Source organism: Microbacterium sp. AC215 (genome assembly GCF_979258645.1).
In genome coordinates this window covers 523,260-546,283 of the sequence record NZ_OZ409869.1, presented here as the reverse complement: position 1 = coordinate 546,283, position 23,024 = coordinate 523,260, and the positions used below count along the sequence as shown (strand labels likewise).

The 23,024-nt window shown below is 68.4% G+C and carries 21 protein-coding genes and 1 tRNA gene; 1 reads left to right on the top strand and 21 read right to left on the bottom strand.

Annotation, left to right across the window (positions count from 1 at the left end; all coding sequences use genetic code 11):
• Positions 1-52: 52 nt before the first annotated feature.
• Positions 53-135 (top strand) — tRNA-Leu (locus ACZZZF_RS02830).
• A 16-nt stretch (positions 136-151) separates the two neighbouring features.
• Here ACZZZF_RS02830 and ACZZZF_RS02825 read toward each other — a convergent pair.
• From ACZZZF_RS02825 to rpoZ, 21 genes are all read right to left on the bottom strand, one after another.
• Positions 152-694: a hypothetical protein gene (locus tag ACZZZF_RS02825; protein ID WP_187249650.1), complete on the bottom strand. Its 543-nt coding sequence runs from the start codon at positions 692-694 to the stop codon at positions 152-154.
• 72 nt (positions 695-766) lie between these two features.
• Positions 767-1,426, bottom strand: coding sequence for an esterase/lipase family protein (locus ACZZZF_RS02820; protein ID WP_230100793.1), 660 nt, complete (start codon positions 1,424-1,426; stop codon positions 767-769).
• Positions 1,427-1,562: 136 nt separating this feature from the next.
• Positions 1,563-3,014, bottom strand: a complete 1,452-nt coding sequence (gene pyk, locus ACZZZF_RS02815) for a pyruvate kinase (protein WP_053096089.1) — start codon at positions 3,012-3,014, stop codon at positions 1,563-1,565.
• Positions 3,015-3,069: 55 nt separating this feature from the next.
• A complete protein-coding gene (locus ACZZZF_RS02810; protein ID WP_053096090.1) occupies positions 3,070-4,536 on the bottom strand; it encodes a glutamate synthase subunit beta in 1,467 nt (488 codons plus the stop codon).
• The gene (gene gltB, locus ACZZZF_RS02805; protein ID WP_157538235.1) at positions 4,529-9,052 is read right to left on the bottom strand and encodes a glutamate synthase large subunit; all 4,524 of its coding nucleotides are present in this window, start codon (positions 9,050-9,052) and stop codon (positions 4,529-4,531) included. The genes ACZZZF_RS02810 and gltB overlap by 8 nt, the downstream gene beginning before the upstream one ends.
• 135 nt (positions 9,053-9,187) lie before the next feature.
• Positions 9,188-10,216, bottom strand: coding sequence for a prolipoprotein diacylglyceryl transferase (gene lgt / locus ACZZZF_RS02800; protein ID WP_053096092.1), 1,029 nt, complete (start codon positions 10,214-10,216; stop codon positions 9,188-9,190).
• A 10-nt stretch (positions 10,217-10,226) separates the two neighbouring features.
• Positions 10,227-11,030: a tryptophan synthase subunit alpha gene (gene trpA / locus ACZZZF_RS02795; protein ID WP_463497004.1), complete on the bottom strand. Its 804-nt coding sequence runs from the start codon at positions 11,028-11,030 to the stop codon at positions 10,227-10,229.
• On the bottom strand, positions 11,027-12,295 hold the full coding sequence (gene trpB, locus ACZZZF_RS02790) for a tryptophan synthase subunit beta (RefSeq protein WP_053096096.1): 1,269 nt from the start codon (positions 12,293-12,295) through the stop codon (positions 11,027-11,029). The genes trpA and trpB overlap by 4 nt, the downstream gene beginning before the upstream one ends.
• A complete protein-coding gene (gene trpC, locus ACZZZF_RS02785) occupies positions 12,295-13,065 on the bottom strand; it encodes an indole-3-glycerol phosphate synthase TrpC (RefSeq protein WP_463499905.1) in 771 nt (256 codons plus the stop codon). The genes trpB and trpC overlap by 1 nt, the downstream gene beginning before the upstream one ends.
• Before the next feature lie 2 nt (positions 13,066-13,067).
• The gene (locus ACZZZF_RS02780; RefSeq protein ID WP_053096098.1) at positions 13,068-13,313 is read right to left on the bottom strand and encodes an HGxxPAAW family protein; all 246 of its coding nucleotides are present in this window, start codon (positions 13,311-13,313) and stop codon (positions 13,068-13,070) included.
• Between the two features lie 48 nt (positions 13,314-13,361).
• A complete protein-coding gene (locus tag ACZZZF_RS02775; RefSeq protein WP_463497002.1) occupies positions 13,362-13,952 on the bottom strand; it encodes a Trp biosynthesis-associated membrane protein in 591 nt (196 codons plus the stop codon).
• A complete protein-coding gene (gene hisI, locus ACZZZF_RS02770; RefSeq protein WP_056278765.1) occupies positions 13,949-14,308 on the bottom strand; it encodes a phosphoribosyl-AMP cyclohydrolase in 360 nt (119 codons plus the stop codon). Before hisI ends, ACZZZF_RS02775 begins: the two co-directional genes overlap by 4 nt.
• Positions 14,305-15,066 (bottom strand): imidazole glycerol phosphate synthase subunit HisF, encoded by a 762-nt coding sequence (gene hisF / locus ACZZZF_RS02765; protein ID WP_463497000.1) that lies wholly within the window; start codon positions 15,064-15,066, stop codon positions 14,305-14,307. The genes hisI and hisF overlap by 4 nt, the downstream gene beginning before the upstream one ends.
• Positions 15,066-15,908: an ATP phosphoribosyltransferase gene (hisG, locus tag ACZZZF_RS02760; protein WP_053096106.1), complete on the bottom strand. Its 843-nt coding sequence runs from the start codon at positions 15,906-15,908 to the stop codon at positions 15,066-15,068. Before hisG ends, hisF begins: the two co-directional genes overlap by 1 nt.
• Before the next feature lie 38 nt (positions 15,909-15,946).
• Entirely contained in the window at positions 15,947-16,210 is a 264-nt protein-coding gene (locus tag ACZZZF_RS02755) for a phosphoribosyl-ATP diphosphatase (RefSeq protein WP_017202142.1), read from the bottom strand.
• Positions 16,207-16,887 carry a ribulose-phosphate 3-epimerase gene (gene rpe / locus ACZZZF_RS02750; RefSeq protein ID WP_053096108.1) on the bottom strand — a complete coding sequence of 227 codons (681 nt, stop codon included), beginning with the start codon at positions 16,885-16,887 and terminating at the stop codon, positions 16,207-16,209. Before rpe ends, ACZZZF_RS02755 begins: the two co-directional genes overlap by 4 nt.
• Before the next feature lie 3 nt (positions 16,888-16,890).
• Positions 16,891-18,453, bottom strand: a complete 1,563-nt coding sequence (locus ACZZZF_RS02745) for an RsmB/NOP family class I SAM-dependent RNA methyltransferase (protein WP_463496999.1) — start codon at positions 18,451-18,453, stop codon at positions 16,891-16,893.
• Positions 18,450-19,370, bottom strand: a complete 921-nt coding sequence (gene fmt, locus ACZZZF_RS02740; protein WP_463496996.1) for a methionyl-tRNA formyltransferase — start codon at positions 19,368-19,370, stop codon at positions 18,450-18,452. Before fmt ends, ACZZZF_RS02745 begins: the two co-directional genes overlap by 4 nt.
• Positions 19,371-19,436: 66 nt before the next feature.
• Positions 19,437-21,419: a primosomal protein N' family DNA-binding protein gene (locus tag ACZZZF_RS02735; RefSeq protein WP_463496993.1), complete on the bottom strand. Its 1,983-nt coding sequence runs from the start codon at positions 21,417-21,419 to the stop codon at positions 19,437-19,439.
• 7 nt (positions 21,420-21,426) lie between these two features.
• Positions 21,427-22,620 carry a methionine adenosyltransferase gene (gene metK / locus ACZZZF_RS02730; RefSeq protein ID WP_053096114.1) on the bottom strand — a complete coding sequence of 398 codons (1,194 nt, stop codon included), beginning with the start codon at positions 22,618-22,620 and terminating at the stop codon, positions 21,427-21,429.
• 93 nt (positions 22,621-22,713) lie between these two features.
• Positions 22,714-22,971 (bottom strand): DNA-directed RNA polymerase subunit omega, encoded by a 258-nt coding sequence (gene rpoZ, locus ACZZZF_RS02725; RefSeq protein WP_042536631.1) that lies wholly within the window; start codon positions 22,969-22,971, stop codon positions 22,714-22,716.
• Positions 22,972-23,024 lie beyond the last annotated feature (53 nt).

Genomic DNA, 23,024 nt, shown 5'->3' with positions numbered 1-23,024 from the left:
CGTGAGGATCGACACTGATCCGCTGCGCTAAAGTCGAAGACGCGACACACGAGCCGGCGTGGCGGAATGGCAGACGCGGAGCACTCAAAATGCTTTGTCCGAAAGGGCGTGTGGGTTCGAGTCCCACCGCCGGCACATCAGAGAACAGCCCTCAGACGAGTGACCAGATCTCATCGTCGATGAGGAGGTAGCGATCCAGCGCGGGCCGCATGGCCGCGTGCAGTTCGCGCTCCGCGACGGCAGGATGCTCTGCGAGCACGACCCGTGTCGGCACCGCCGCACGGATGATCGCGTCGAGGTTCTCGTCGGAGGCGTCAACCGGGGCTCCGTCACGCAGCACGGGCATGTAGGTGCCGCCACCGTAGATGCGGGCTCCGTCGTCCGCCGCGATCGTCTCGGCGATGCGCGTCTGCGCGAGCGGCACCGGCACGCACGCGATCGCGTCGCACGTTCGGAATCGACGCTTGAGGCGATAGCGGACCCCGATGCTGCCGGGCTTCGACGACGTCATCGGATCAGCCATCACCGCAGCAGGGTCGGCCGGGGCCTCCGAACGACCCGCAACGGGCACGCCGCACGGCGGCCGGGCGCTGTCGAGGCGCGCGTCCGTGGCGGGTTCGATGGTCGCTTCATCCATGGGCACGGCGCCCGCGTGGTCTGTCACGGCGTGCGCCAGCACCAGAGTATCCGTCATGCGCTGAGAAACCGTCATGTCGCGGCGCCGACCGGTCCCGAGACGGTGCCGCGGGCGCCGAGGTCGACCCGCTCAGGGTTCGGAGAGAGACGCGACCTCGCCGAGGACGCGAGGATCCGCGAGGATCCGGAAGTGCCCGCCTGTGTCGAGCCGGACGTTCCGGCGCGCACCCGGCAGTTCGCTGCCCTCGGGGATATGCGGATCGAAGGTTGCGTACACCGATACGATCCGTTCGTTCACGTCCTGATGCCGAGCGAGCTCCACGATCGAGGGATGCGAGGGGGCGAAGGCCCACAGGGACGGGACAGGGAGTATCCGTGCGTACCGGGAACCGCCGAAGGGAGTCGCGACCGCCAACATGGCGCGTACTCGAGTCCCCGCCGGGCCGGCCATCGCGAGCTTGCCCGCGAGTCCACCCTTGCTGTGCGCGACGAGCAGCACGTCGGACAGGTCCGCGCGCTCGAGGAAGGCCGTCACGACCCGCGCTGCATCCCGCACGGGACGCTGATTGCGTCTCAGGGCATCGACCACGTAGATCGGATGGCCGCGATCATGCAGGGCCGTGATCAGCGGTTGCATGAAGCGCCATGTCTCGTAGACCCCGGGAAGGATGACGATCGGAGCAGCATGGCCCCCGGCGAACGAAGACGGATCGCGGCGGTCGAAGGCCGAGCGCACCTGCCAGTAGGCGGCATAGGCGTAGTCCGCGATCCACCAGCGGGCCCGTCTCACGAGATCGATGATGTCCCCTCCCCTGGTGGCCGCGCCGCATCCGTCACGCCAGACGATACCAACCGCCAGGACTCCCCGGCGACGGATACGACGAAGGGGCGGAACCGTGGCTCCGCCCCTTCGCCTCTTGCCTGGATCAGACCGTGGCTTCCTTGTAGATCGGAGCCGCGCCGTTCACGGCGTCTCCGACCTTGTGCACGCGGATGTCGTTGGTCGAGCCGACGATTCCGGGAGGGGAACCGGAGATCACGACGACCTTGTCACCCTCGACGGCGAGTCCGCTGCTGAGCAGATAGTCGTCAACCTGCAGATACATCAGGTCCGTGTGCTGGACCATGTCGACGAGCTTCGAGCGGATGCCCCAGGTGAGCGCCATGCGACGGCGGATGCTCGGCTCGGGTGTGAACGCGATCATCGGGATGCGCGAGCGCAGACGCGAGAGACGACGCGCCGAGTCACCCGACTGGGTGAACACGCAAAGGAACTTCGCGTCGACGAACTCGGCCACCTCGAGAGCGGCGAGAGTGATCGCACCACCCTGCGTGCGCGGCTTGTTCGTCAGCGGGGCGATGCGCTCGAGTCCGTGCTCTTCGGTGGACTCGATGATGCGAGCCATCGTCTCGACGACGACGACCGGGTAGTCACCCACGCTGGTCTCGCCCGAGAGCATCACGGCATCCGCGCCGTCGAGCACGGCGTTGGCGACGTCGGAGGTCTCGGCGCGCGTCGGCACCGGGCTGTTGATCATCGACTCGAGCATCTGAGTGGCGACGATGACGGGCTTCGCGTTGCGGCGTGCCAGTTCGACAGCGCGCTTCTGGACGATCGGCACGGCCTCCAGAGGCAGCTCGACCCCGAGGTCGCCACGGGCGACCATGATCGCGTCGAACGCGTCGACGATCTCCTCGAGAGCGTCGACGGCCTGCGGCTTCTCGACCTTGGCGATGACGGGAACCTTGACGCCCTCTTCTGCCATGATCTCGTGCACGCGGCTGACGTCTTCGGCGTTGCGGACGAACGACAGGGCGATGAGGTCGGCGCCGATGCGCAGGCCCCAACGGAGGTCGTCCTCGTCCTTCTCGCTGAGCGCGGGGACGTTGACGGCGACGCCGGGCAGGTTGATGCCCTTGTTGTTCGAGACGGCGCCCGCGACGATCACGCGCGTCGTGACGGTGACTCCGTCGGTCTCGACGACCTCGACGCGGACCTTGCCGTCGTCGATAAGCAGGAAGTCGCCCGGCTTGACGTCGTTGGGCAGGCCCTTGAACGTCGTGCCCGAGATCTCCTTGTTGCCGATGATGTCTTCGGTCGTGATCTTGAAGATGTCGCCTTCGGCGAGCTCGTAGGGACCGTTCTCGAACTTGCCGAGACGGATCTTCGGTCCCTGAAGGTCGACGAGGATGGCGACGGCGCGGCCCGCATCGTCGGCAGCGCGACGGACGTTGGCGTAGTTGTTCTCGTGCACGGAGTAGTCACCGTGGCTGAGGTTCAGACGGGCGACGTCCACTCCGGCGTCGATGAGTGCACGCACGGTCTCGTACGTGGAGGTGGCGGGGCCCAGGGTGGCGACGATTTTCGCGCGTCTCAAAGATTGCTCCAGGGTAGTGGGGGATGGAAATCAGGCGACGGTGCCGCCGCTCAGCCTACGCGGGCTGGAGACCGATAGCGACTTCATGTGGTCGCACCGGCTCGGGCAGCACGGTGGTCCCCATGAGGAATCGGTCGACGTTCGCCGCAGCCGCGCGGCCCTCGGCGATCGCCCAGACGATCAGCGACTGTCCGCGACCGGCATCGCCGGCGACGAAGACGCCGGGAACCGTGGACTCGTAGCTGTCATCACGTCGGAAGGCACCGCGGTCGGTCACCTGCGGGAGGGTGTCCTCGGAGTAGCCGTCCTGCTCCGGGCCGGTGAAGCCCATCGCGATCAGTACGAGATCTGCGGGGATCTCGCGCTCCGTCCCGCTCTTGGGAACCCGGCGGCCGTCGATGAACTCGGTCTCGGCGACGCGGAGCGCGCGCACCTCGCCCACATCGTTCGAGAGGAATTCGACGGTCGAGGCGAGGAAGACCCGCTCGCCGCCCTCTTCATGTGCCGACGAGATCTCGAACAGCGTCGGCATCATCGGCCAGGGCTGGTGGCCCGGTCGCTCGGTGCCTGGCTGCTTGCCGATCGCGAGGTTCGTGACGCTGATCGCGCCCTGACGGTGTGCGGTGCCGATGCAGTCCGCACCGGTGTCACCGCCGCCGATCACGATGACGTGCTTGCCCTCGGCGGTGATCTGCTCCGGCACCTTGTCACCGGCGACCGCGTGGTTCGACTCGACCAGGTACTCCATCGCGAAGTGCACTCCGTCGAGGTCGCGACCAGGGATAGACAGGTCGCGCGGAACCGTGGATCCGGTGGCGATCACGATGGCGTCGTAGCGGGCGCGCAGGTCGGCCCACGAGATGTCCTTGCCGATCTCTACTCCGGCGCGGAAGCGTGTTCCCTCTTCCTGCATCTGGCGAAGGCGCGACTCGAGCTGCCCCTTCTCCATCTTGAAGTCGGGGATCCCGTAACGCAGCAGGCCGCCGATGCGGTCGTCGCGCTCGAACACCGCGACCGTGTGACCGGCGCGCGTGAGCTGCTGAGCAGCGGCGAGACCGGCAGGGCCGGACCCGACGACCGCGACGGTCTTGCCCGTCAGGCGGGCCGGTGGCTGCGGTTCGACCCAGCCCTTGGCGAACGCCTCGTCGATGATCGAGACCTCGATCTGCTTGATCGTGACAGGAGGCTGGTTGATGCCGAGCACGCACGAGCTCTCGCACGGTGCCGGGCACAGGCGACCGGTGAACTCCGGGAAGTTGTTGGTCGCGTGCAGGCGATCGATCGCCGCACGGCCCTCGCCGCGCCAGGTCAGGTCGTTCCACTCGGGGATCAGGTTGCCCAGCGGGCAGCCCTGATGGCAGAACGGCACGCCGCAGTCCATGCAGCGACCTGCCTGCCGCTTCAGGACGGCCTGGTCGCCGGGCTCGTAGACCTCTTTCCAGTCCATGATGCGCACCGGCACAGGGCGACGCGGGGGAAGCTCACGTTCTGTGACCTTCAGAAAACCTTTGGGATCAGCCACCGGTCACCTCCAGGATGCGGTTCCAGACGATGTCGCCGTCGGGGTCGATGCCCTCGGCGACTGCTTCTTCGCGCATGCTGCGGACTGCCGCGTAGTCGCGAGGAAGCACCTTCGTGAACTGGCCTGCGGTCTCATCGAACCGTGCCAGGATGTCGGAGCCGAGCGGCGAGGCCGTGCGCTCCACGTGTGCCACGATCAGGCTCCGCAGCACTTCGAGGTCGGCTCGGTCGAGCGGTTCGAGCCGGAGCTCGCCGCTGCCGAGCGACTGGGCGTTGATCTTGCCGCTGTCGAGCGAGTGGATGTAGGCCACTCCCCCGGACATGCCGGCGCCGAGGTTGCGACCCGTCGAGCCGAGGATCACCGCGACGCCGCCCGTCATGTACTCGAGCGCGTGGTCGCCCACTCCCTCGACGACGGCTGTCGCGCCGGAGTTGCGCACGAGGAATCGCTCGCCGACCACCCCGGAGAGATACATGGTCCCGGACGTCGCGCCGTAGCCGATCACGTTGCCGGCGATCACGTTCTCGTGCGGAGCGATGGCAGCCCCGCGAGCGGGACGGATCGAGATGTCGCCGCCCGAGAGCCCCTTGCCGACGTAGTCGTTCGCGTCGCCCTCGAGTCGAAGCACGATCCCAGAAGGCAGGAAAGCGCCGAGCGATTGACCGGCGGTGCCGTGCAGCGTGACGTCGATGGTGCCGCTGGGAAGCCCCGCGGCGCCGTGTCGGGAGGTGACCTGGTGACCCAGCATCGTCCCGACGGCGCGTTCGGTGTTCGCGATCGGCAGCTCGACCACCACCGGTTCGCCGTTGAGGAGCGCCGGCTTGGCGATGTCGATGAGCTGCACGTCGAAGTGCTTCTCGAGCTCGTGATCCTGCGTGCGGCGGCTGCGACGCGGCTCGCTCGCCGGGAATGCCGGTCCCTCGAGCACGGGGCTCAGGTCGAGGCCCTCCGCCTTCCAGTGCTGGAGTGCGGCGTTCGCCTCGATCAGCTCGGTGCGGCCGACGATCTCATCGATCGAGCGGTAGCCGAGCTCGGCCAGGATCTCGCGCACCTCTTCGGCGATGAACTCCATGAAGTTCACGACGAACTCCGGCTTGCCGGTGAAGCGCTCGCGCAGCACGGGGTTCTGCGTCGCGACGCCCACCGGGCAGGTGTCGAGGTGGCAGACGCGCATCATGATGCAGCCGCTGACGACGAGCGGAGCCGTCGCGAATCCGAACTCCTCCGCGCCCAGCAGAGCGCCGATGATGACATCGCGTCCCGTCTTGAGCTGGCCGTCGACCTGCACGACCACGCGATCGCGCATGCCGTTGAGCATCAGCGTCTGCTGGGTCTCGGCGAGGCCGAGCTCCCACGGCGTTCCCGCGTGCTTGAGCGAGTTCATCGGGCTCGCGCCCGTGCCGCCGTCGTGACCTGAGACCAGGATGACGTCGCTCAGAGCCTTCGCGACACCCGCCGAGACCGCGCCGATGCCCGACTGGCTGACGAGCTTCGTGTGGATACGCGCCTCGGGGTTGGCCCGCTTCAGGTCGAAGATGAGCTGCTTCAGGTCTTCGATCGAATAGATGTCGTGGTGCGGCGGGGGCGAGATGAGTCCCACACCGGGTGTTCCGCCGCGCGTGCGCGCGACCCACGGATACACCTTCTGCGGGGGTAGCTGACCGCCCTCGCCGGGCTTCGCACCCTGGGCGAGCTTGATCTGGATGTCGTCGGCCTCGGTGAGGTACAGGCTGGTGACACCGAAGCGTCCCGAGGCGACCTGCTTGATCGCGCTGCGGCGCTCGGGATCGAGCAGACGGTCGGCATCCTCCCCGCCCTCACCCGTGTTGGACTTGCCGCCGAGCCTGTTCATGGCGATCGCGAGAGTCTCGTGAGCCTCTTTCGAGATCGATCCGTAGCTCATCGCGCCGGTCGAGAACCGCTTGACGATCGCCGAGACCGGCTCGACCTCGTCGAGCGGCACCGGCTTGCGCGTACCGGTCCGCAGCGAGAACAGACCGCGCAGCGTCTTGAGCTCCGCCGCCTGATCGTCGACCATCCTGGTGTACTCGCGGAAGATGTCGTAGCGGCGCTCGCGTGTGGCGTGCTGCAGCTTGAACACCGTCTCCGGGTTGAAGAGGTGCGGGGAACCGTCGCGACGCCACTGGTACTCGCCACCGGTCCAGAGGCGCTCGTGAGCGCGAGCAGCCTCATCCTCCGGGTAGGCGTAGTCGTGACGAGCCTGATTCTCGATGAAGATCTCTTGGATCCCGATGCCGCCGAGCTTCGACTCGGTGCGGGTGAAGTACTTGTCGATGAACTCCTCGCTCAGACCGACGGCCTCGAAGACCTGTGCGCCGGCGTACGACGAGACGGTCGAGATGCCCATCTTCGACATGATCTTCAGCACGCCCTTGCCGAGCGCGTAGATCAGGTTGCGGACGGCCTTCTCGGGGCTGATGCCGGTGATGTAACCGGTGCGCACCAGGTGCTCCACGGTCTCCATCGCGAGGTACGGGTTCACCGCCGACGCGCCGTATCCGATCAGCGTCGCGACGTGATGCACCTCGCGGACGTCACCCGCCTCCACGATCAGACCGACCTTCATGCGGTTCTCACGACGGATCAGGTGGTGATGGATGGCCGAGACCATGAGAAGCGAAGGGATCGGGGTCAGATCCTTGTTCGAGTCGCGATCCGACAGGATGATGAACTCGGCACCGCTCTCGATGGCCTCATCGACCTCGTCGCACATCTCGGTCAGACGCTTCTCGAGCGTGTTCGAGCCGGCGTCGAAGTGGTACAGGCCCCTGATCGTCACGCTGGAGCGATCGGGAAGAGCCTTGTCGATGTGACGGATCTTCGCGAGCTCGTCGTTGTCGATGACCGGGAAGTCGAGCGACACCGTGCGCGTGTGGTCGGGACCCCAGGTGAGCAGATTGCTCTCGGGGCCGAGACCGAGCTTCAGACTCGTGACGACCTCTTCGCGGATCGAGTCGAGCGGCGGGTTGGTCACCTGCGCGAACTGCTGAGTGAAGTAGTCGAAGAGCAGGCGGGGACGCTTGCTGAGCACCGCGATCGGAGTGTCGGATCCCATCGCGCCGAGAGGCTCGACACCGTTCTGGCCCATCGGGGTCAGCAGGATGCGCACCTCCTCCTCCGTGTAGCCGAAGGTGCGCTGACGGCGGGTGATCGATGCGGGCGGGTGCACGATGTGCTCCCGTTCGGGGAGGTCGGCGAGCCGCACGGAACCGGCATCCAGCCATTCCTGCCACGGGTGCATGGTCGCGAGATCGTGCTTTATCTCCTCGTCTTCGATGATGCGTCGCTGCGACGTGTCGACGAGGAACATCTTGCCGGGCTGCAGGCGTCCGCGACGCTTGATCCGCTCGGGTTCGAAGGTGAGCACACCGGTCTCCGAGCCGATGACGATGAGGCCGTCGGTCGTCTCGGTCCAGCGCCCGGGGCGGAGCCCGTTGCGGTCGAGGGTCGCGCCGACGACGGTGCCGTCGGTGAAGATGAGCGCCGCCGGGCCGTCCCAGGGCTCCATCTGGTTCGAGTGGTACTCGTAGAACGAACGAAGCTCCGGAGAGATGTCGGACTGCTTCTCGTACGCCTCGGGGACCATCATCATGATGGCGTGCGGCAGGCTGCGGCCGGTGAGGGTGAGCAACTCGAGCACCTCGTCGAACGACGCGGAGTCGCTGGCACCGTCGGTGCAGATCGGCAGCAGCGGCGCGACATCGCCCAGCAGCTCGGATTCGAGCTGCGACTGGCGAGCGCGCATCCAGTTGCGGTTGCCGCCGACCGTGTTGATCTCGCCGTTGTGCGCGAGCATGCGCAGCGGCTGAGCGAGCGGCCAGGAGGGGAACGTGTTCGTGGAGTAGCGGGAGTGCACGACCGCGAGCTCGGACATGAAGCGCTCGTCCTGCAGGTCGGGGTAGAACGGCTCGAGCTGCAGCGTCGTGACCATGCCCTTGTAGCCGAGAGTGCGGGCGGACAGCGTCACGAAGTAGGCGCCGAGCTCGTGACCGGCGCGTTTGCGCAGTCGGTATGCGACGCGGTCGAGGGCGATGCCGGTCAGCGGGGCGTCCGAGTGCGTCGCTCCCCCGGCGCTCACGAAGAGCTGCTCGAAGGCGGGACGTGCCTCGTCGGCGAGCTTTCCGAGGTTGTCGTTGACCGTCGGAACCTCGCGCCAGCCGAGGACGCGGAGTCCCTCCGAGCGGGCGATCTTCTCGATGCCGGCCTTCTGCTGGCGGCGCTCGCTGGAATCGCGCGGCAGGAATGCCAGGCCTGCGGCGTACTCGCCGACCGGGGGCAGTTCGAAGTCGGTGACGGCGCGCAGGAACGCGTCCGGCATCTGCGTAAGGATGCCCGCGCCGTCTCCGGTGCCGGCATCCGAGCCGATCGCCCCGCGGTGCTCCAGGTTGCGCAGCGCTTCGAGCGCGAGCGCGATGATGTCGTGGCCCGCCTCGCCGCGGAGGGTCGCGACCATGGCGAGGCCGCAGGCGTCCTTCTCGAACGCCGGGTTGTACATGCCCTGCTTCGGGGGGTAAGCGCCGGAAGCGCCGTAGGGAGGCTGAAAATACACCAGTACCGTCCTCAGATCTTCGGATGACCCGGGGGCGTCATTGGCCGGGTGGATGCGATGGGGTCCGCACGGACCGGTGGGCTATCGAGCGCCTTCCGAGTCCGTGGGAGCGGTGCTTGTGGCGCTGGCTCCTGCGGCGACTTCTTCGGACGGAGGCTCACTCACGTCCACGAAATCGGAGGGATTGTTCTGCGATTCTACATCAGCGTCGAGGTCCTTCCGGCCGCGGCCGGGCTGGTAGGGCGACGGCTCGAGACCGGGGTGACGGCGAGACTGGACGATGAGGATCGCGATGCCCACGATGATGCCGATGATGGCGGCCCACACGTTGCTGCGGAGACCCAGGATGATCTCGCTCGGATCGATGCGGATCGACTCCCAGACCACACGTCCGGCGCTGTACCAGATGAGGTAGATGGCGAAGAGCTTTCCCCACTGGAACGCGGTCGCCTTGCGGCTCAGCCAGAGCAGCACGATCACGCCGAGACCGTTCCAGATCACCTCGTACAGGAACGTGGGGTGGAAGAGCGTGCCCTCGGGAAGGCCGGGAGGGAACGCGGAGTTGTCGGAGGGGATCTCGAGGCCCCACGGCAGGTCGGTGGGCAGACCGTAGAGCTCGTTGTTGAACCAGTTGCCGAAACGGCCCATGGCCTGTGCGAGCAGGAGCCCGGGTGCCAGTGCGTCGGCGAAGGTCCAGAAGCGGATGCCGGTCCAGCGGCATCCGAGGTACGCGCCCACTGCGCCGCCGATGAGGGCGCCGAAGATGGCGATACCGCCCTCCCAGATGGCCCAGACGGATCCGGGTTCGAAGGGATTCCAGGTGTTCCTGCCCTCGCCGAAGTAGAAGTTCGGGTGGGTCAGGACGTGGAAGATGCGCGCGCCGATGATGGCGAGCGGAACGGCGAGGATCGAGATGTCGATCACGACCCACGGCTCTGCACCGCGCTTGGTGAGGCGGTGGTTGGTGAGCAGTACCGCCGCGATGATGCCGGCGATGATGCAGAGCGCGTAGAAGTGGATCCGGAGCGGGCCGAGGTCGATGTAGGAGACCGTGGGGCTCGGGATGCTGGCGAGCACGCCGCTGAAGGTGCTGTGGAGCGCGAGGGACATGAGTGCGATTCTAGTTCTCGTGTACGGGGCGTGCCGACGACGTGCCGACCGCCAGGTTTCGGGTGACCTCTGCGAGGGCGGGGATGCCGCCGTCGCAGAGGGCGCGGACGAGTGCGGTGCCGACGATGGCGCCGTCCGCGTATTCGGAGACTCCGGCGATCTGCTCGGCGGTCGAGATGCCGATCCCGACGCAGGCGCGGATGTCGCCGTGCTCGCGAAGGCGTCCGACCAGGGTGCGCGCAGCGCGGTCGAGCTCGGTGCGCTCACCGGTGATGCCCATGGTCGAGACGGTGTAGACGAAGCCGGTGGACGACTTCACGACGAGGTCGAGGCGCTCGTCGGTCGAGGTGGGCGCGGCGAGGAAGACGCGGTCGAGGCCCGTGCGCTCGCTCGCTGCGATCCACTCCCCTGCCACGTCAGGGGTGATGTCGGGCGTGATCAGGCCCGCTCCCCCCGCGGCCAGCAGGTCGTCCGCATAGCGATCGACGCCGTACTGGAACACCGGATTCCAGTACGTCATGACCAGGACGGGCACATCGGTGGCGTCGGTGATCGCGCGCACGGCCGTGAAGAGGTCCTTCATCTTGAAGCCGTTCGCGAGAGCCGCGGTGGTCGCCTCCTGGATCACGGCGCCGTCCATCACCGGGTCGCTGTAGGGCGGTCCGAGCTCGATGATGTCGACGCCGTTCTCGGCGAGGGCGATGGCGGCGCGGATGCTCGTCTCGAGGTCGGGGTAGCCGACGGGGAGGTATCCGACGAAAGCGCTGCGGCCCGCGTCATGGGCGGCGGCGATCGCCTGTTCGACGCGGCTCACAGCTCCGGCTCCCCCTTCGACGCGGCTGCTTCGGCGTCGCTCTCGTCGGCGACATCGTGCGCGAGCGCCTCGGCGTCGTAGAGGTCGAAGTAGCGGGCTGCGGTGTCCATGTCCTTGTCGCCGCGACCCGACAGGCAGATCGCGAGCACGGCGTCCGGACCCATCTCACGTCCGAGGCGCAGGGCGCCCGCGAGGGCGTGGGCGGACTCGATGGCGGGGATGATGCCTTCGGTGCGGCTCAGCAGGCGCAGCGCCTGCATGGCCTCGTCGTCGGTCGCCGGGATGTACTCGGCGCGACCGATGTCGGCGAGCCAGGAGTGCTCCGGGCCCACGCCCGGGTAGTCGAGACCTGCGGAGATCGAGTGCGACTCGACCGTCTGGCCGTCTTCGTCCTGGAGGACGTAGGTCTTCGCGCCGTGCAGGATGCCGGGACGCCCACGCTCGATGGAGGCCGCGTGGCGAGGTGTGTCGACGCCGTCGCCGGCCGCCTCGACTCCGTAGAGCTTCACGCCGGCGTCGTCGAGGAACGCATCGAACATTCCGATCGCGTTCGAGCCGCCTCCGACGCACGCGATGACCGCGTCAGGCAGTCGGCCGACCTCGTCGAGCAGCTGCTGGCGAGCCTCTTCGCCGATGATCTTCTGGAAGTCCCGAACCATCGCGGGGAACGGGTGCGGCCCCGCCGCGGTGCCGAAGATGTAGTTGGTCGTCTCGACGCTCGCCACCCAGTCGCGGTACGCGTCGTTGATCGCGTCCTTCAGCGTGCGCGATCCGGAGGTGACCGCGATCACCTCGGCGCCGAGCAGTCGCATCCGCGCGACGTTGAGCGCCTGGCGCTCGGTGTCGACCTCGCCCATGTAGATGGTGCAGTCGAGGCCGAAGAGAGCGGCAGCGGTAGCCGTGGCGACGCCGTGCTGGCCTGCCCCCGTCTCGGCGATCACGCGGGTCTTGCCGAGGCGCTTCGTCAGCAGCGCCTGCCCCAGCACGTTGTTGATCTTGTGCGAGCCGGTGTGGTTGAGGTCCTCGCGCTTGAGGAACACTCGCGCTCCGCCGGCGTGCTCGGCGAACCGGGCGACCTCGGTGAGCGGCGACGGGCGCCCGGCGTAGGAGCTGAGCAGAGACGCCAGCTCGTCGCGGAAGACCGGATCGACGATCGCGTCGGCGTATGCCGCCGAGAGCTCGTCGATCGCGGCGATCAGCGACTCGGGCATGTAGCGTCCGCCGTAGTCGCCGAACAGTGGACCGTGCTGGTCTCGCAGGCTCATCACGCCTCCAGGAAGCTCTTGAGTGTGGCGACCGGGTCGCCCGTGACGAGCGCCTCCCCGATCAGGACGACGTCAGCGCCCGCTGAGCGGTAGTGCCTGACGTCTTCAGGTGTGAGGACCGCGGATTCCGCGATCTTGACCGCGGTCTCAGGGATCCGGTCGACGAGACGGCCGAAGAGATCGCGGTCGAGCTCGAGGGTCTTCAGGTCGCGCGCATTGACGCCGATCAGCGATGCCCCGAGATCGATCGCGACCTCGAGCTCGTCGGCCGAGTGCGTCTCGACGAGCGGCGTCATGCCGAGCTCGGTGATGAAGCCGAAGAGCTCACGGAGCACATGCGGCTCGAGCCCCGCGACGATCAGCAGTACGAGATCGGCACCGGCGGCTCGTGCTTCGAGGACCTGATATCGATTCGCGATGAAGTCCTTGCGCAGCACGGGAAGGGACACGCGCGCGGTGACAGCTTCGAGATCGGCGAGGCTGCCGCCGAACCGGCGTTCCTCGGTCAGGACGCTGATCGCCGACGCGCCGCCCGTCTCGTACAGCGACGCCTGGAAAGCGGGATCCGGGATCTCGGCCAGGGCGCCACGCGACGGGCTCGCGCGCTTCACCTCGGCGATGATCTTCACGCGCTCGGCGGGAGCGAGGAACGCCAGGGCCTCCTTGGCGGCGGGGCGTGCGAGAGCATCGCGTTCCACCTCGGCCAGTGGCCTGGTGAGAGCGCGACGCTCAGCGTCTGCGACTGCGCCGGCCGTGAGGTCGGCGAGCACCATTAGTGCGCCTTCGGCGAGTACTTGGGGCCCTTCACGCCGTAGCCGGCCCTCGCGAGCAGCCAGCCCACGAGCGCGCCGATCGGGATGATGGCCGCGCCGACCCAGATCAGGGCGACCCAGACGGGGCTGAACTCGGCGAGGCAGAACGCCAGCGTGCCGATCGTGAAGCCGGCGAGCATGATGATGACGCCCGTCCATGCGGCAGGCGAGTGTCCGTGGCCGGGGTCAGCGATCGGGTTGGTCATGGTCTCCTCCGGGGGACGACGTGCTGGTTCGGGTCAAGTCTATCGGGGTCATCGCGTCGGGTCGGTTCCGCGAGACAGGTCGTCCCACGAATCGATCGCGTCCACGGGGCCGGCGGTCGCGTCCACATGTGCGGCATCGGTGCGGTAGCGGCGGCCGCCGCGCTTCCAGCGGCGCCACGTGACGAGCACGACGAGGGATGCCGCGAGCAGGATGACCCAGCCGATGAGCGTCATGACGGGCCAGGCGGAGAGCTCGATGCCGGCGACCACGTCCGTGATCGCCGAGCTCCCGGCGAGACCGGTCGTCTCGGTGACGGTGGGGCCGACGGCGCTCAGCGGCTCGGTCAGCACCAACTGGAGCGTCGTCCACCCGAGGAAGAGCGCGGCAGCGGTGGCGAGCACGCCGAAGATCAGCCGGAGCACGGGACCGACGATCGAGAGCGCGATGCCGAGCGCCAGCACGGCGAGGCTGAGAGGCGCGAGCAAGGGCAGCGCGGACGCCCCCGACACGAGGATCGCCTCTCCCGCATCGGTGCGCGCGACGGTCAGCCAGGTCTGCGTCGACGAGATGATGCCGATCGCACCGGAGAGGAGGAACCCCGAGACGGCGATCGACCGGCCTCTGCGTGCGAGCGTCATTCTGCGGAGCCCCCCTCGACGGCCTGCAGGTCGGTCGTGTCGAAGCAGGTACGCGTGCCCGTGTGACAGGCCGGTCCCGTCTGGTCGACACGAAGCAGGATCGCATCGCCGTCGCAGTCGAGCCGCGCCTCGTGCACCACCTGGATGTTGCCCGAGGTGTCGCCCTTGCGCCAGTACTCCCGGCGGGATCGAGACCAGTAGACCGCACGTCCGGTGGTGAGGGTACGTCGCAGCGCCTCGGCATCCACCCAGGCGAGCATCAGGACCTCTGCAGTGTCCCACTGCTGCACGATCACCGGTGCGAGACCGTCGTCATTGAAGGCGACCTGCGCGATGCGCTCTTCGACGTCGCTCATCGGACGAGCACTCCTTCCGCACGCAGTGCATCCTTCACGTCGCCGACCGTGAGCGCGCCGGTGTGGAACACGCTGGCTGCCAGAACCGCATCCGCCCCGGCCTTGATCGCCGGAGCGAAGTCTGTGGCCTTGCCTGCTCCGCCCGACGCGATCACGGGCACCGAGGCCGCCTCGCGCATCAGCTTCACCAGCTCGAGATCGAAGCCGTCTCGCGTGCCGTCGGCGTCGATCGAGTTGACGAGCAGCTCGCCCGCGCCGCGTTCAGCGGCCTCTCGCGCCCAGTCGAGTGCGTCGAGGGTGGTCTGCGTGCGTCCGCCGTGGGTGGTGACCACGAAGCCGGATGCGGTCGTGTCGGCCCGCTTGACATCGAGCGACAGCACGAGCACCTGCGCCCCGAAGCGGTCGGCGATCTCGCCGATCAGCTCGGGGCGCGCGATCGCAGCGGAGTTCACACCGACCTTGTCGGCTCCGACGGACAGCAGGCGTGACACGTCGTCGACGCTGCGGACTCCCCCGCCGACCGTCAGCGGCACGAACACCTGCTCGGCGGTGCGCTGGACGACGTCGTAGGTCGTCGCGCGTGCATCGACCGTCGCGGTCACGTCGAGGAAGGTGATCTCATCGGCGCCCTGCGCCGCATAGTGGCGGGCAAGCTCGACCGGGTCGCCCATGTCGCGCAGGTTCTCGAAGTTGACTCCCTTGACGACGCGGCCGGCGGCGACGTCTAGGCAGGGGATGACGCGACTCGCGAGCGCCATCAGAGCCTCGCGTTGTGGATCGCCGTGACGAGGATCGCTCGGGCACCGAGAGCGTAGAGCGCATCCATCACGGGGTTGACCCGCGCGCGGGCCACCATGACCCGCACCGCGACCCACTCGGGGTCGCGCAGGGGCGAGACGGTGGGAGACTCGATGCCGCCGGCGATCTTCACGGCGTCGTCGAGCAGAGCGAGCGGCAGGTCGTAATCGATCATCACGAACCGGCGGGCCACCATGACGCCGCGGAGACGGCGGAGAAGCGTCTCGGATCCCTCGGCATCCTGCGGACCGGCGATCAGCACGGCCTCGGACTGCAGGATCACGGGACCGAAGACGTCGAGCCCCGCTTGACGCAGTGTCGTGCCCGTCTCGACGACGTCAGCCACGGCGTCGGCCACACCGAGGCGCACGGCGGACTCCACCGCACCGTCGAGCGGCACGAGGTCGACCGCGATTCCGCGCTCATCGAGGAACGCGTCGACGAGACCGGGATACGACGTCGCGATGCGCAGACCGTCGAGCTCGGACACCTCGGTGTAGCGCCCCGAGGGCGCGGCGAAGCGGAAGGTCGAGCCGGCGAAGCCGAGCGCCTCGATCTCGCGCGCGCCGGGCATGCGGGCGTCGAGAAGCAGGTCGCGACCCGTGATGCCGACATCGATGGCGCCGGAGCCGACGTACGTCGCGATGTCCTTCGGACGGAGGTAGAAGAACTCGACGTCGTTGTCGCTGTCGACGACGTGGAGCGTCTTGGGGTCACGGCGACCGGCGTAGCCGGCCTCCGCGAGCATGTCGGCGGCCGTCTCGGAGAGAGAGCCCTTGTTGGGAACAGCAATGCGCAGCATGGGATGCCTTCAGATCGAAGCGAGTGGGGCGGAGCGCTTCACAGATGTCGGTAGACGTCCTGCAGGCTCAGGCCCTTCGCGAGCATCATCACCTGCACGTGGTACAGCAGCTGCGAGATCTCCTCTGCAGCGGCCTCGTCGGACTCGTACTCGGACGCCATCCAGACCTCGGCAGCCTCCTCGACGATCTTCTTGCCGATCGTGTGCACGCCGCCGTCGAGCTCTGCAACCGTGCCTGATCCCTCGGGGCGGGTCTCGGCCTTGACGCTGAGCTCGGCGAACAGCTCGTCGAAAGTCTTCACGATTCCAGGCTAGCGGCTCTGGCGCGGTCTCTGAGCCGGGTGACGGCCGCCTCGACGTCGTCGGCGCCGTAGACCGCGGATCCTGCGACGAAGGTGTCTGCGCCGGCGGCGGCCGCCGCCTCGATCGTCGCATCGGAGATCCCGCCGTCGACCTGCAGCCAGACGTTCGACCCTCGCCGCTTCGCCTCGTCGGCGAGAGCGCGCAGCTTCGGCATCGTCTCGGGCATGAATCCCTGCCCGCCGAACCCTGGTTCGACGGTCATCACGAGGATCTGGTCGAACTCCTCGAGCACGCTGTAGAGACCGTCCGCGGGGGTGTCCGGCTTGATCGCCACTCCGGCCCTCGCCCCGATGCTGCGCAGAGTGCGGGCCAGCGAGATCGGATCGGCGGCGGCCTCGAGGTGGAACGTGACGCTCGCGGCACCGAGCTCCGCATACGCGGGAGCCCACCGCTCGGGGTCGGTGATCATCAGGTGCACGTCGAGCGGGATCGGGCTGGTCGCCTGGATCCGCTCGACCATCTGCGGCCCGAACGTGAGGTTCGGGACGAAGTGGTTGTCCATGACGTCGACATGCGCGAAGTCGGCAGTGGCGATCTTGGCGAGATCACGCTGCATGTTCACGAAGTCGGCGGCCAGGATGCTGGGGTTGATGCGCGGTGCGCGGGGCAGGTCCACTCTCTAGTCTCCTTGCTCGGCGCTGGCGTCGCGCTGATCGGTGTCGGCTCGTCGGAGGAGCGCGAGGAACATCGCATCGGTCCCGTGCCGGTGTGGCCACAGCTGGACCCGCCCGGTGCCGTCGCTGCCGAGATCGATCGGTGAGGTCACGACACCCTCGAGGACCGCACGCGCATCGAGCTCGGTGATGTCGGTGCGGCCACGGAGCACCTCCTGGACGACGCCCGTCGTCTCGGCGAGATGCGGCGAGCAGGTCGCGTACGCGACGATGCCGCCGGGCGCCAGCGCGTCGAGGGCCGCCGAGAGCAGTTCGACCTGCAGCGGCACCAGCTCGGCGACATCACCGGGGGTCTTGCGCCATCTCGCCTCGGGCCGCCGCCGCAGAGCCCCGAGTCCCGTGCACGGCGCATCGACGAGGATGCGATCGAACTGGCCCGCGTGGGAGGTGCCGAACGTGCGGCCGTCCTCTTCATGAACCACGACATCGGCGGGCACGGCGCGCAGGGCGTTGCGGACGAGTCGCGCACGGGTGGGCACCACCTCGTTCGCCTCCAGCGACACATCGTGCTGTCGCGCGACCGCCGCGAGCAGCGCCGTCTTGCCGCCGGGGCCTGCGCACAGGTCGAGCCAGCGTTCGCCGGAACGGATCGGCGCAGCTTCGGCGAGAGCCAGTGCGACGAGCTGCGACCCTTCATCCTGCACACGCACCGTGCCGCCCGAGGAGGCGATCACGTGGTGCGGGTCGCCGCCCGGAGATCCGTAGGCCGTCGGCGCATACGGTCGACGTGGCTCCCCGGGCTCGGCGAGGCCGGGCAGAGCGACGAGAGTGACCTCCGGCGAGGCGTTGTCGGCGTCGAGGAGGTCGTCGAGCTCCTCGACGCGACCTTCAGCGGCCAACGCGCGACGCAGGGCACGGATGACCCAGACGGGGTGAGCGGAGCGCAGCGCCAGCCGCTCGTCGTCGGACCGGGCGGAGGACTCGATGCGCTGCTCCCACTCCCCCGGCGTCTCGCGGGAGATTCGCCTCAGCACGGCGTTCGCGAAGCTGGATGCACCGCGGCCCTGGGTGCCGGCGACGATGTTCACCGACTCGTTGACGGCCGCGTGCGACGCGACGCGGGTCGCGAGCAGCTGATGGGTCGCGAGTCTCAGCGCGTCGAGCACACCGGCGTCGATCTCCTCGACAGGCCTGTCGGCGGCCGCGGCGATGATCGCGTCATACGTTCCGCGGCGTCGCAGTGTGCCGTAGGCGAGTTCTGTGGCGAGAGCGGCGTCCTGTGGAGTGAGTCCTGCGTCCGCGATCGCGGCCGGAAGGATCAGGTTCGCGTAGGCATCCGATTCCGACACCGCCCGCAGCACGTCGTAGGCCACGCGCCGCGCAGGCTGCACCGTGCGCTGCGGCGCCGTGCGCTGCGGGCCGCGGGACTGTGCGTCGCGCTTCCCGCCCCGAGCCTGGCCGTCACGTGGACGCTGATCGCGCGGCGTGCTCGGTCCCGAACGGGATCCGCGGCCGGACTCGCCGCGACGCGGCTCGCGACGTGCGTCGTCGTCCTGCCGCCCGCTCATGCGCCGGCTCGCAGGTTCTCGGTGTCGCGCTGCCCGCGCCACCAGTCGACCGCGCTCATCGCGCCCTTGCCCGAGGGCTGCACACGCGTGACCGCGAGCGGGGCCGAGGCCGTTCCGATGAGGAGAGCGGACTTGGTCGCGGTGAACGCGCCCGGCGCGAGGGCGACGTCGCTTTCCGAGGGAGTGGCCGCCAGCACCTTGAGGCGGATCCCGTCGACGGTCGTGTGGGCGCCCGGTTCGGGGGTGACTCCACGGAACCGCGCGAACACCTCGCTGAGCGGGCGGGTCCAATCGAGCAGACCATCGTCGAGAGTCAGCTTCGGGGCCAGCGACGCCTCCCCCTCCTGGGGCACAGCGCGCGCAGTGCCGTCGGCGATGGCCGCGACCACTTCCGCCGTCAGTTCGGCGCCATCGAGAGCGAGTGCGTCGAGTGCGGCATCCGCCGTCGCCTCGGGAGCGACCGCGACGACCCGCGTCGCGAAGACATCACCGGCATCGAGCGCGGGAACGAGCTGGAACACACTGGCACCCATCTGCGCATCGCCGTTGATCAGTGCGCGCTGCACGGGTGCGGCACCGCGCCACTGCGGGAGGAGCGAGAAATGCAGATTGATCCAGCCCTTCGTCGGTGCGGAGAGCAGCGGCTCGCGAACGAGTCCGCCGTACGCCACGATCACACCGAGCTCGACACCGAGCGCGGTGATGGCGGCCGTCGCGTCGTCGTCGAGGCGAGCCGCCTTGATGACCGGCAGTCCGAGCTCGTCGGCGGCGTGAGCGACAGGCGACGGCGTGAGCACCCGCTTGCGGCCCAGCGGCGCGTCCGGGCGGGTGACGACCGCAGCGATGTCGTGCTCGGCCGCGAGGCGGCGGAGTGTGGGGACGGCTGCCGACGGTGTGCCGGCGAAGACGAGACGCATGAAGGTGCTCCGGAGGGATGCGGGGGTGGATCGGGTGAAATCGGAGCGCGAGGTGGTTCTTCGCGTTCAGAGTTCCGGATCGAGGATATCGAGTCGAACCGTGAGGGCGCTCCGAGTCGACTTGCCCTTGCCCCGCCGGTTGCTGACCGCTTCGGCGACGACCGCGGCCCGCAACGTGGTAGCGACCCTGGCACCCGCGCTGTAGTCGAACCGGATCAGGGCCCTGACACGCGGCGGGTAGTCGTCAGACTCGATCGGCACCGGGCCGAGTACCGCGTCGGAGGGCAGAGCGAGCTCCTGCAGCGACGCCAGCGCTCTCGCCACGGATGCCGTCGACCCCTCGACCAGCGCGACCCTCGCAGCCGGCGGCATGTGCAACGGCGCACGTTCGGAGAGCTCGGTCCTCGCATAGGCGGACTGGCTCCAGGTGGCAAGCGCTCGCGCGATCGCTCCGTCGACGCCGACCAGGTGGATGGGAGCACCGGGAGCCGCGAGTGCAGCCGCGTTCGACCACCAGCGCAGACAGGACTCGCCGATCCGCAGGTCGGGAGCCTGGAGCATCCTTGGTCCGTCGAGCAGGACCACGGCACGGTATCCGCCCTCAGCCAGCGGCTCGGCCCCCCGTGTCGCGACGACGAGGGCCGGCTTGTCGGCGACGCGCTCGACCGGATGAGCGCTGTCTGCCACGATGACCCGGATTCCGGGGAACGCCTTGCCCAGCTCATCCGCCGTCCGTTCGCTGCCCGAGGACGCGAGGCGCAGCTTGGTCGACGAGCACGTCGGGCACGCCCACGCTCGGGCTCCCCTGCCGCACCAGGCGCACACCGGCACGGCACCACGGTGCTTGGCTCCGAGCGGTCCGCCGCAGTGGGCGCACCGTGCAGGCGCCCGGCATTCGGCGCAGACCAGCGACGGGGCGAACCCCGGTCGGGACACCTGCACCAGCACCGGTCCCTCGGCTGCAGCATTGCGTGCGGAGAGGAACGCGGACGACGGCATCCGCTGTGCAGTCGGAGCATCCATCTCCTGGGGTGTGCTGAGGATCACGCGCGGCAGCACCCGACGCGCGGCCCGGACATCCTGCAGCCATCCGTGGGCGACGAGGCGTTCGACGTCGGTGGTGCGGGTGTGGCCGACGAACAGCAGTGCGGATCCCTCCTGCTCCTGACGGAGGAGAGCAGCGTCCCGTGCGTTGATGTACGGCGCGAGCGGCTCGCCGAGGAGAGGATCGCCGTCGTCCCACACAGCGACGACGCCCGCACGAACCGGCGCGTACACCGCAGAACGATTGCCCACCACGATGCACGGCGCGTCCTCGAGCGAGCGCAAGAACGCGCGGTACCGATCGGGGTTCGTCTGGCGCGAGTCGAAGCGCACGACGGCCTGGTCAGGGACATACGAGCCGAGAGCGGCGAGCAGCTGATCGAGGTCGCGGTGGTCAGGCACGACGAGAACACTCGAACGGCCTGCTGCCAGCGTCCGCGCCGCTGTGGACGCGAGAAGAGCCGCCCACCCGGGATCGTCCTGATGGCGCACGGGGATCGCCTCGACCGCGGCCCGGCCGCCTGCATCGAGCACATCGGCGAGCGAGTCGTAGGACGCGATCAGCTCGGATGCGGCCGAGAGCGCTTCGTCTGATGGGGCGAGCTCCGGGGAGTCGTCGCTCCAGGCCTTCTCCACCCGCACCTGGCGCTTCGGGATGACGAGCCGCAGGACGTCGGAGGCGGAGCCCGCAGCGCGATCGGCGGCGCGGCGCGCGAGGCGGTAGAGACGCTCCGGAAGCACCGCCACAGGGGATACGACACTGTCGACCTCGGACAGTGGCCTGTCGCCATCGTGTTCGGTGTCGAGTTCGACGACGTAGCCGTCGATGACACGACCGGCGGTACGCAGGGGCACACGCACGCGCACGCCCAGAGGGACGTCTCCGAGCTCCGCAGGCACGGCGTAGTCGAAGAGACGATCCAACTGTGGAAGCGGCGAGTCCAAGAGCACGCGCGCGATCCTCCGACTCTGCGATGTCAGAGGAGAAGGGACGCCATCAGGCATGCGGCCCTCAGAGTCCTGCAGCGCGCCGCAGCTCTTCCGCGCGGTCGGTGCGCTCCCACGTGAACTCCGGCAACTCCCGTCCGAAGTGCCCGTAGGCGGCGGTCTGCGCGTAGATCGGGCGCAGGAGGTCGAGCTGCTCGATGATCGCCTGGGGACGCAGATCGAAGACCTCGTCGATGGCGCGCGTGATCACCTCGTCGGACACCTTGCCCGTGCCGAATGTCTCGACGTAGAGACCGACCGGACGAGCGACCCCGATCGCGTAGGCGACCTGGACCTCGAGACGGTCGGCGAGTCCTGCGGCGACCGCGTTCTTGGCCACCCAGCGCGTGGCATAGGCGCCGGAGCGGTCGACCTTCGACGGATCCTTGCCGCTGAAGGCACCGCCACCATGTCGCGCCGCTCCGCCGTAGGTGTCGATGATGATCTTGCGTCCGGTGAGTCCGGCATCGCCCTTGGGGCCGCCCGTCACGAACGGACCGGCGGGGTTGATGTAGTACGTGAGGTCGCCGAGATCGAGCCCCGTGGAGGCCAGGATCGGATCGATCACGTGCTCGCGCACCTGAGCCTTGAGGTCGTCCTGCGAGATGTCGGGGTGGTGCTGGGTCGACAGCACGACGGCATCCACCGTCTTGGGGGTGAAGCCCTCATATCCGAGAGTGACCTGGGTCTTGCCGTCCGGGCGCAGGAACGGCAGCGCACCCGATCGTCGGACCTCGCTGAGCCGCTCCGCGATGCGATGCGCGGTCCACGCAGCCATGGGCATGAGCTGCGGGGTCTCGTTCGTCGCGAAGCCGAACATGATGCCCTGGTCGCCAGCGCCGAGGCCGTCGAGAGGATCGATGGAGCCGCCGTCGCGGTGCTCCTGGGCGTTGTCGACGCCGTGGGCGATGTCGGTCGACTGCTCTCCCACCGAGATGCTCACACCGCAGGAGTCTCCGTCGAAGCCGGTCTCGCTCGAGGTGTAGCCGATGCCGTTGACCACCTGGCGGACGATCGTCGGGATGTCGACGTACGCCTCGGTGCGGATCTCTCCGGCGACGTGGACGAGACCGGTGGTCACCAGCGTCTCGACGGCCACCCGGGAGCCGGGATCTTTCGCGATGAGTCCGTCGAGGATGCTGTCCGAGATCTGGTCGCAGATCTTGTCGGGGTGCCCCTCGGTGACGGACTCGGACGTGAACAGACGCAGCGCGCTCATCAGGGCTCCAGAACGGAATCGGACAGCAGGAAGGGGGTGGCTCCCATGATGGACCGCACCGCCGACATCAGTCGGCGGTGCGGTCATCGGACGTCACTCGGCGTGACGGAGGCGGAGCTTGTCCTCGTTGATCTCGTGCAGAGCGATGGTCAGCGGCTTGTCCTCGACGGACGAGTCGACGAGCGGCCCGACGTTGTCGAACAGGTTGCCCTCGTGGAGGTCGGAGTAGTAGTCGTTGATCTGACGGGCGCGCTTGGCGGCGTAGATCACGAGCTCGTACTTCGAGTCGACCCGGTCGAGCAGGTTGTCGATGGGGGGATCGATGATTCCGTTGGTGTGGTGTCCGGCCATGGTGGGACCTCCTGATCAGGCGACGGGATCGTCGCGAAGACGGTGAAGCGGGC

Bases quoted from the DNA above. Each gene is read 5' to 3' on its own strand.
- ACZZZF_RS02775 (WP_463497002.1), bottom strand. From the start codon at position 13,952: ATGACGCTCGCACGCAGAGGCCGGTCGATCGCCGTCTCGGGGTTCCTC.
- lgt (WP_053096092.1), bottom strand. From the start codon at position 10,216: ATGTCCCTCGCGCTCCACAGCACCTTCAGCGGCGTGCTCGCCAGCATC.
- metK (WP_053096114.1), bottom strand. From the start codon at position 22,620: ATGAGCGCGCTGCGTCTGTTCACGTCCGAGTCCGTCACCGAGGGGCAC.
- ACZZZF_RS02825 (WP_187249650.1), bottom strand. From the start codon at position 694: ATGACGGATACTCTGGTGCTGGCGCACGCCGTGACAGACCACGCGGGC.
- fmt (WP_463496996.1), bottom strand. From the start codon at position 19,370: ATGCGTCTCGTCTTCGCCGGCACACCGTCGGCAGCCGTCCCCACACTC.
- ACZZZF_RS02780 (WP_053096098.1), bottom strand. From the start codon at position 13,313: ATGACCAACCCGATCGCTGACCCCGGCCACGGACACTCGCCTGCCGCA.
- hisI (WP_056278765.1), bottom strand. From the start codon at position 14,308: ATGAGCGACGTCGAAGAGCGCATCGCGCAGGTCGCCTTCAATGACGAC.
- hisF (WP_463497000.1), bottom strand. From the start codon at position 15,066: ATGGCGCTCGCGAGTCGCGTCATCCCCTGCCTAGACGTCGCCGCCGGC.
- trpB (WP_053096096.1), bottom strand. From the start codon at position 12,295: ATGAGCCTGCGAGACCAGCACGGTCCACTGTTCGGCGACTACGGCGGA.
- rpoZ (WP_042536631.1), bottom strand. From the start codon at position 22,971: ATGGCCGGACACCACACCAACGGAATCATCGATCCCCCCATCGACAAC.
- hisG (WP_053096106.1), bottom strand. From the start codon at position 15,908: ATGCTGCGCATTGCTGTTCCCAACAAGGGCTCTCTCTCCGAGACGGCC.
- ACZZZF_RS02745 (WP_463496999.1), bottom strand. From the start codon at position 18,453: ATGAGCGGGCGGCAGGACGACGACGCACGTCGCGAGCCGCGTCGCGGC.
- ACZZZF_RS02735 (WP_463496993.1), bottom strand. From the start codon at position 21,419: ATGCCTGATGGCGTCCCTTCTCCTCTGACATCGCAGAGTCGGAGGATC.
- gltB (WP_157538235.1), bottom strand. From the start codon at position 9,052: ATGTACAACCCGGCGTTCGAGAAGGACGCCTGCGGCCTCGCCATGGTC.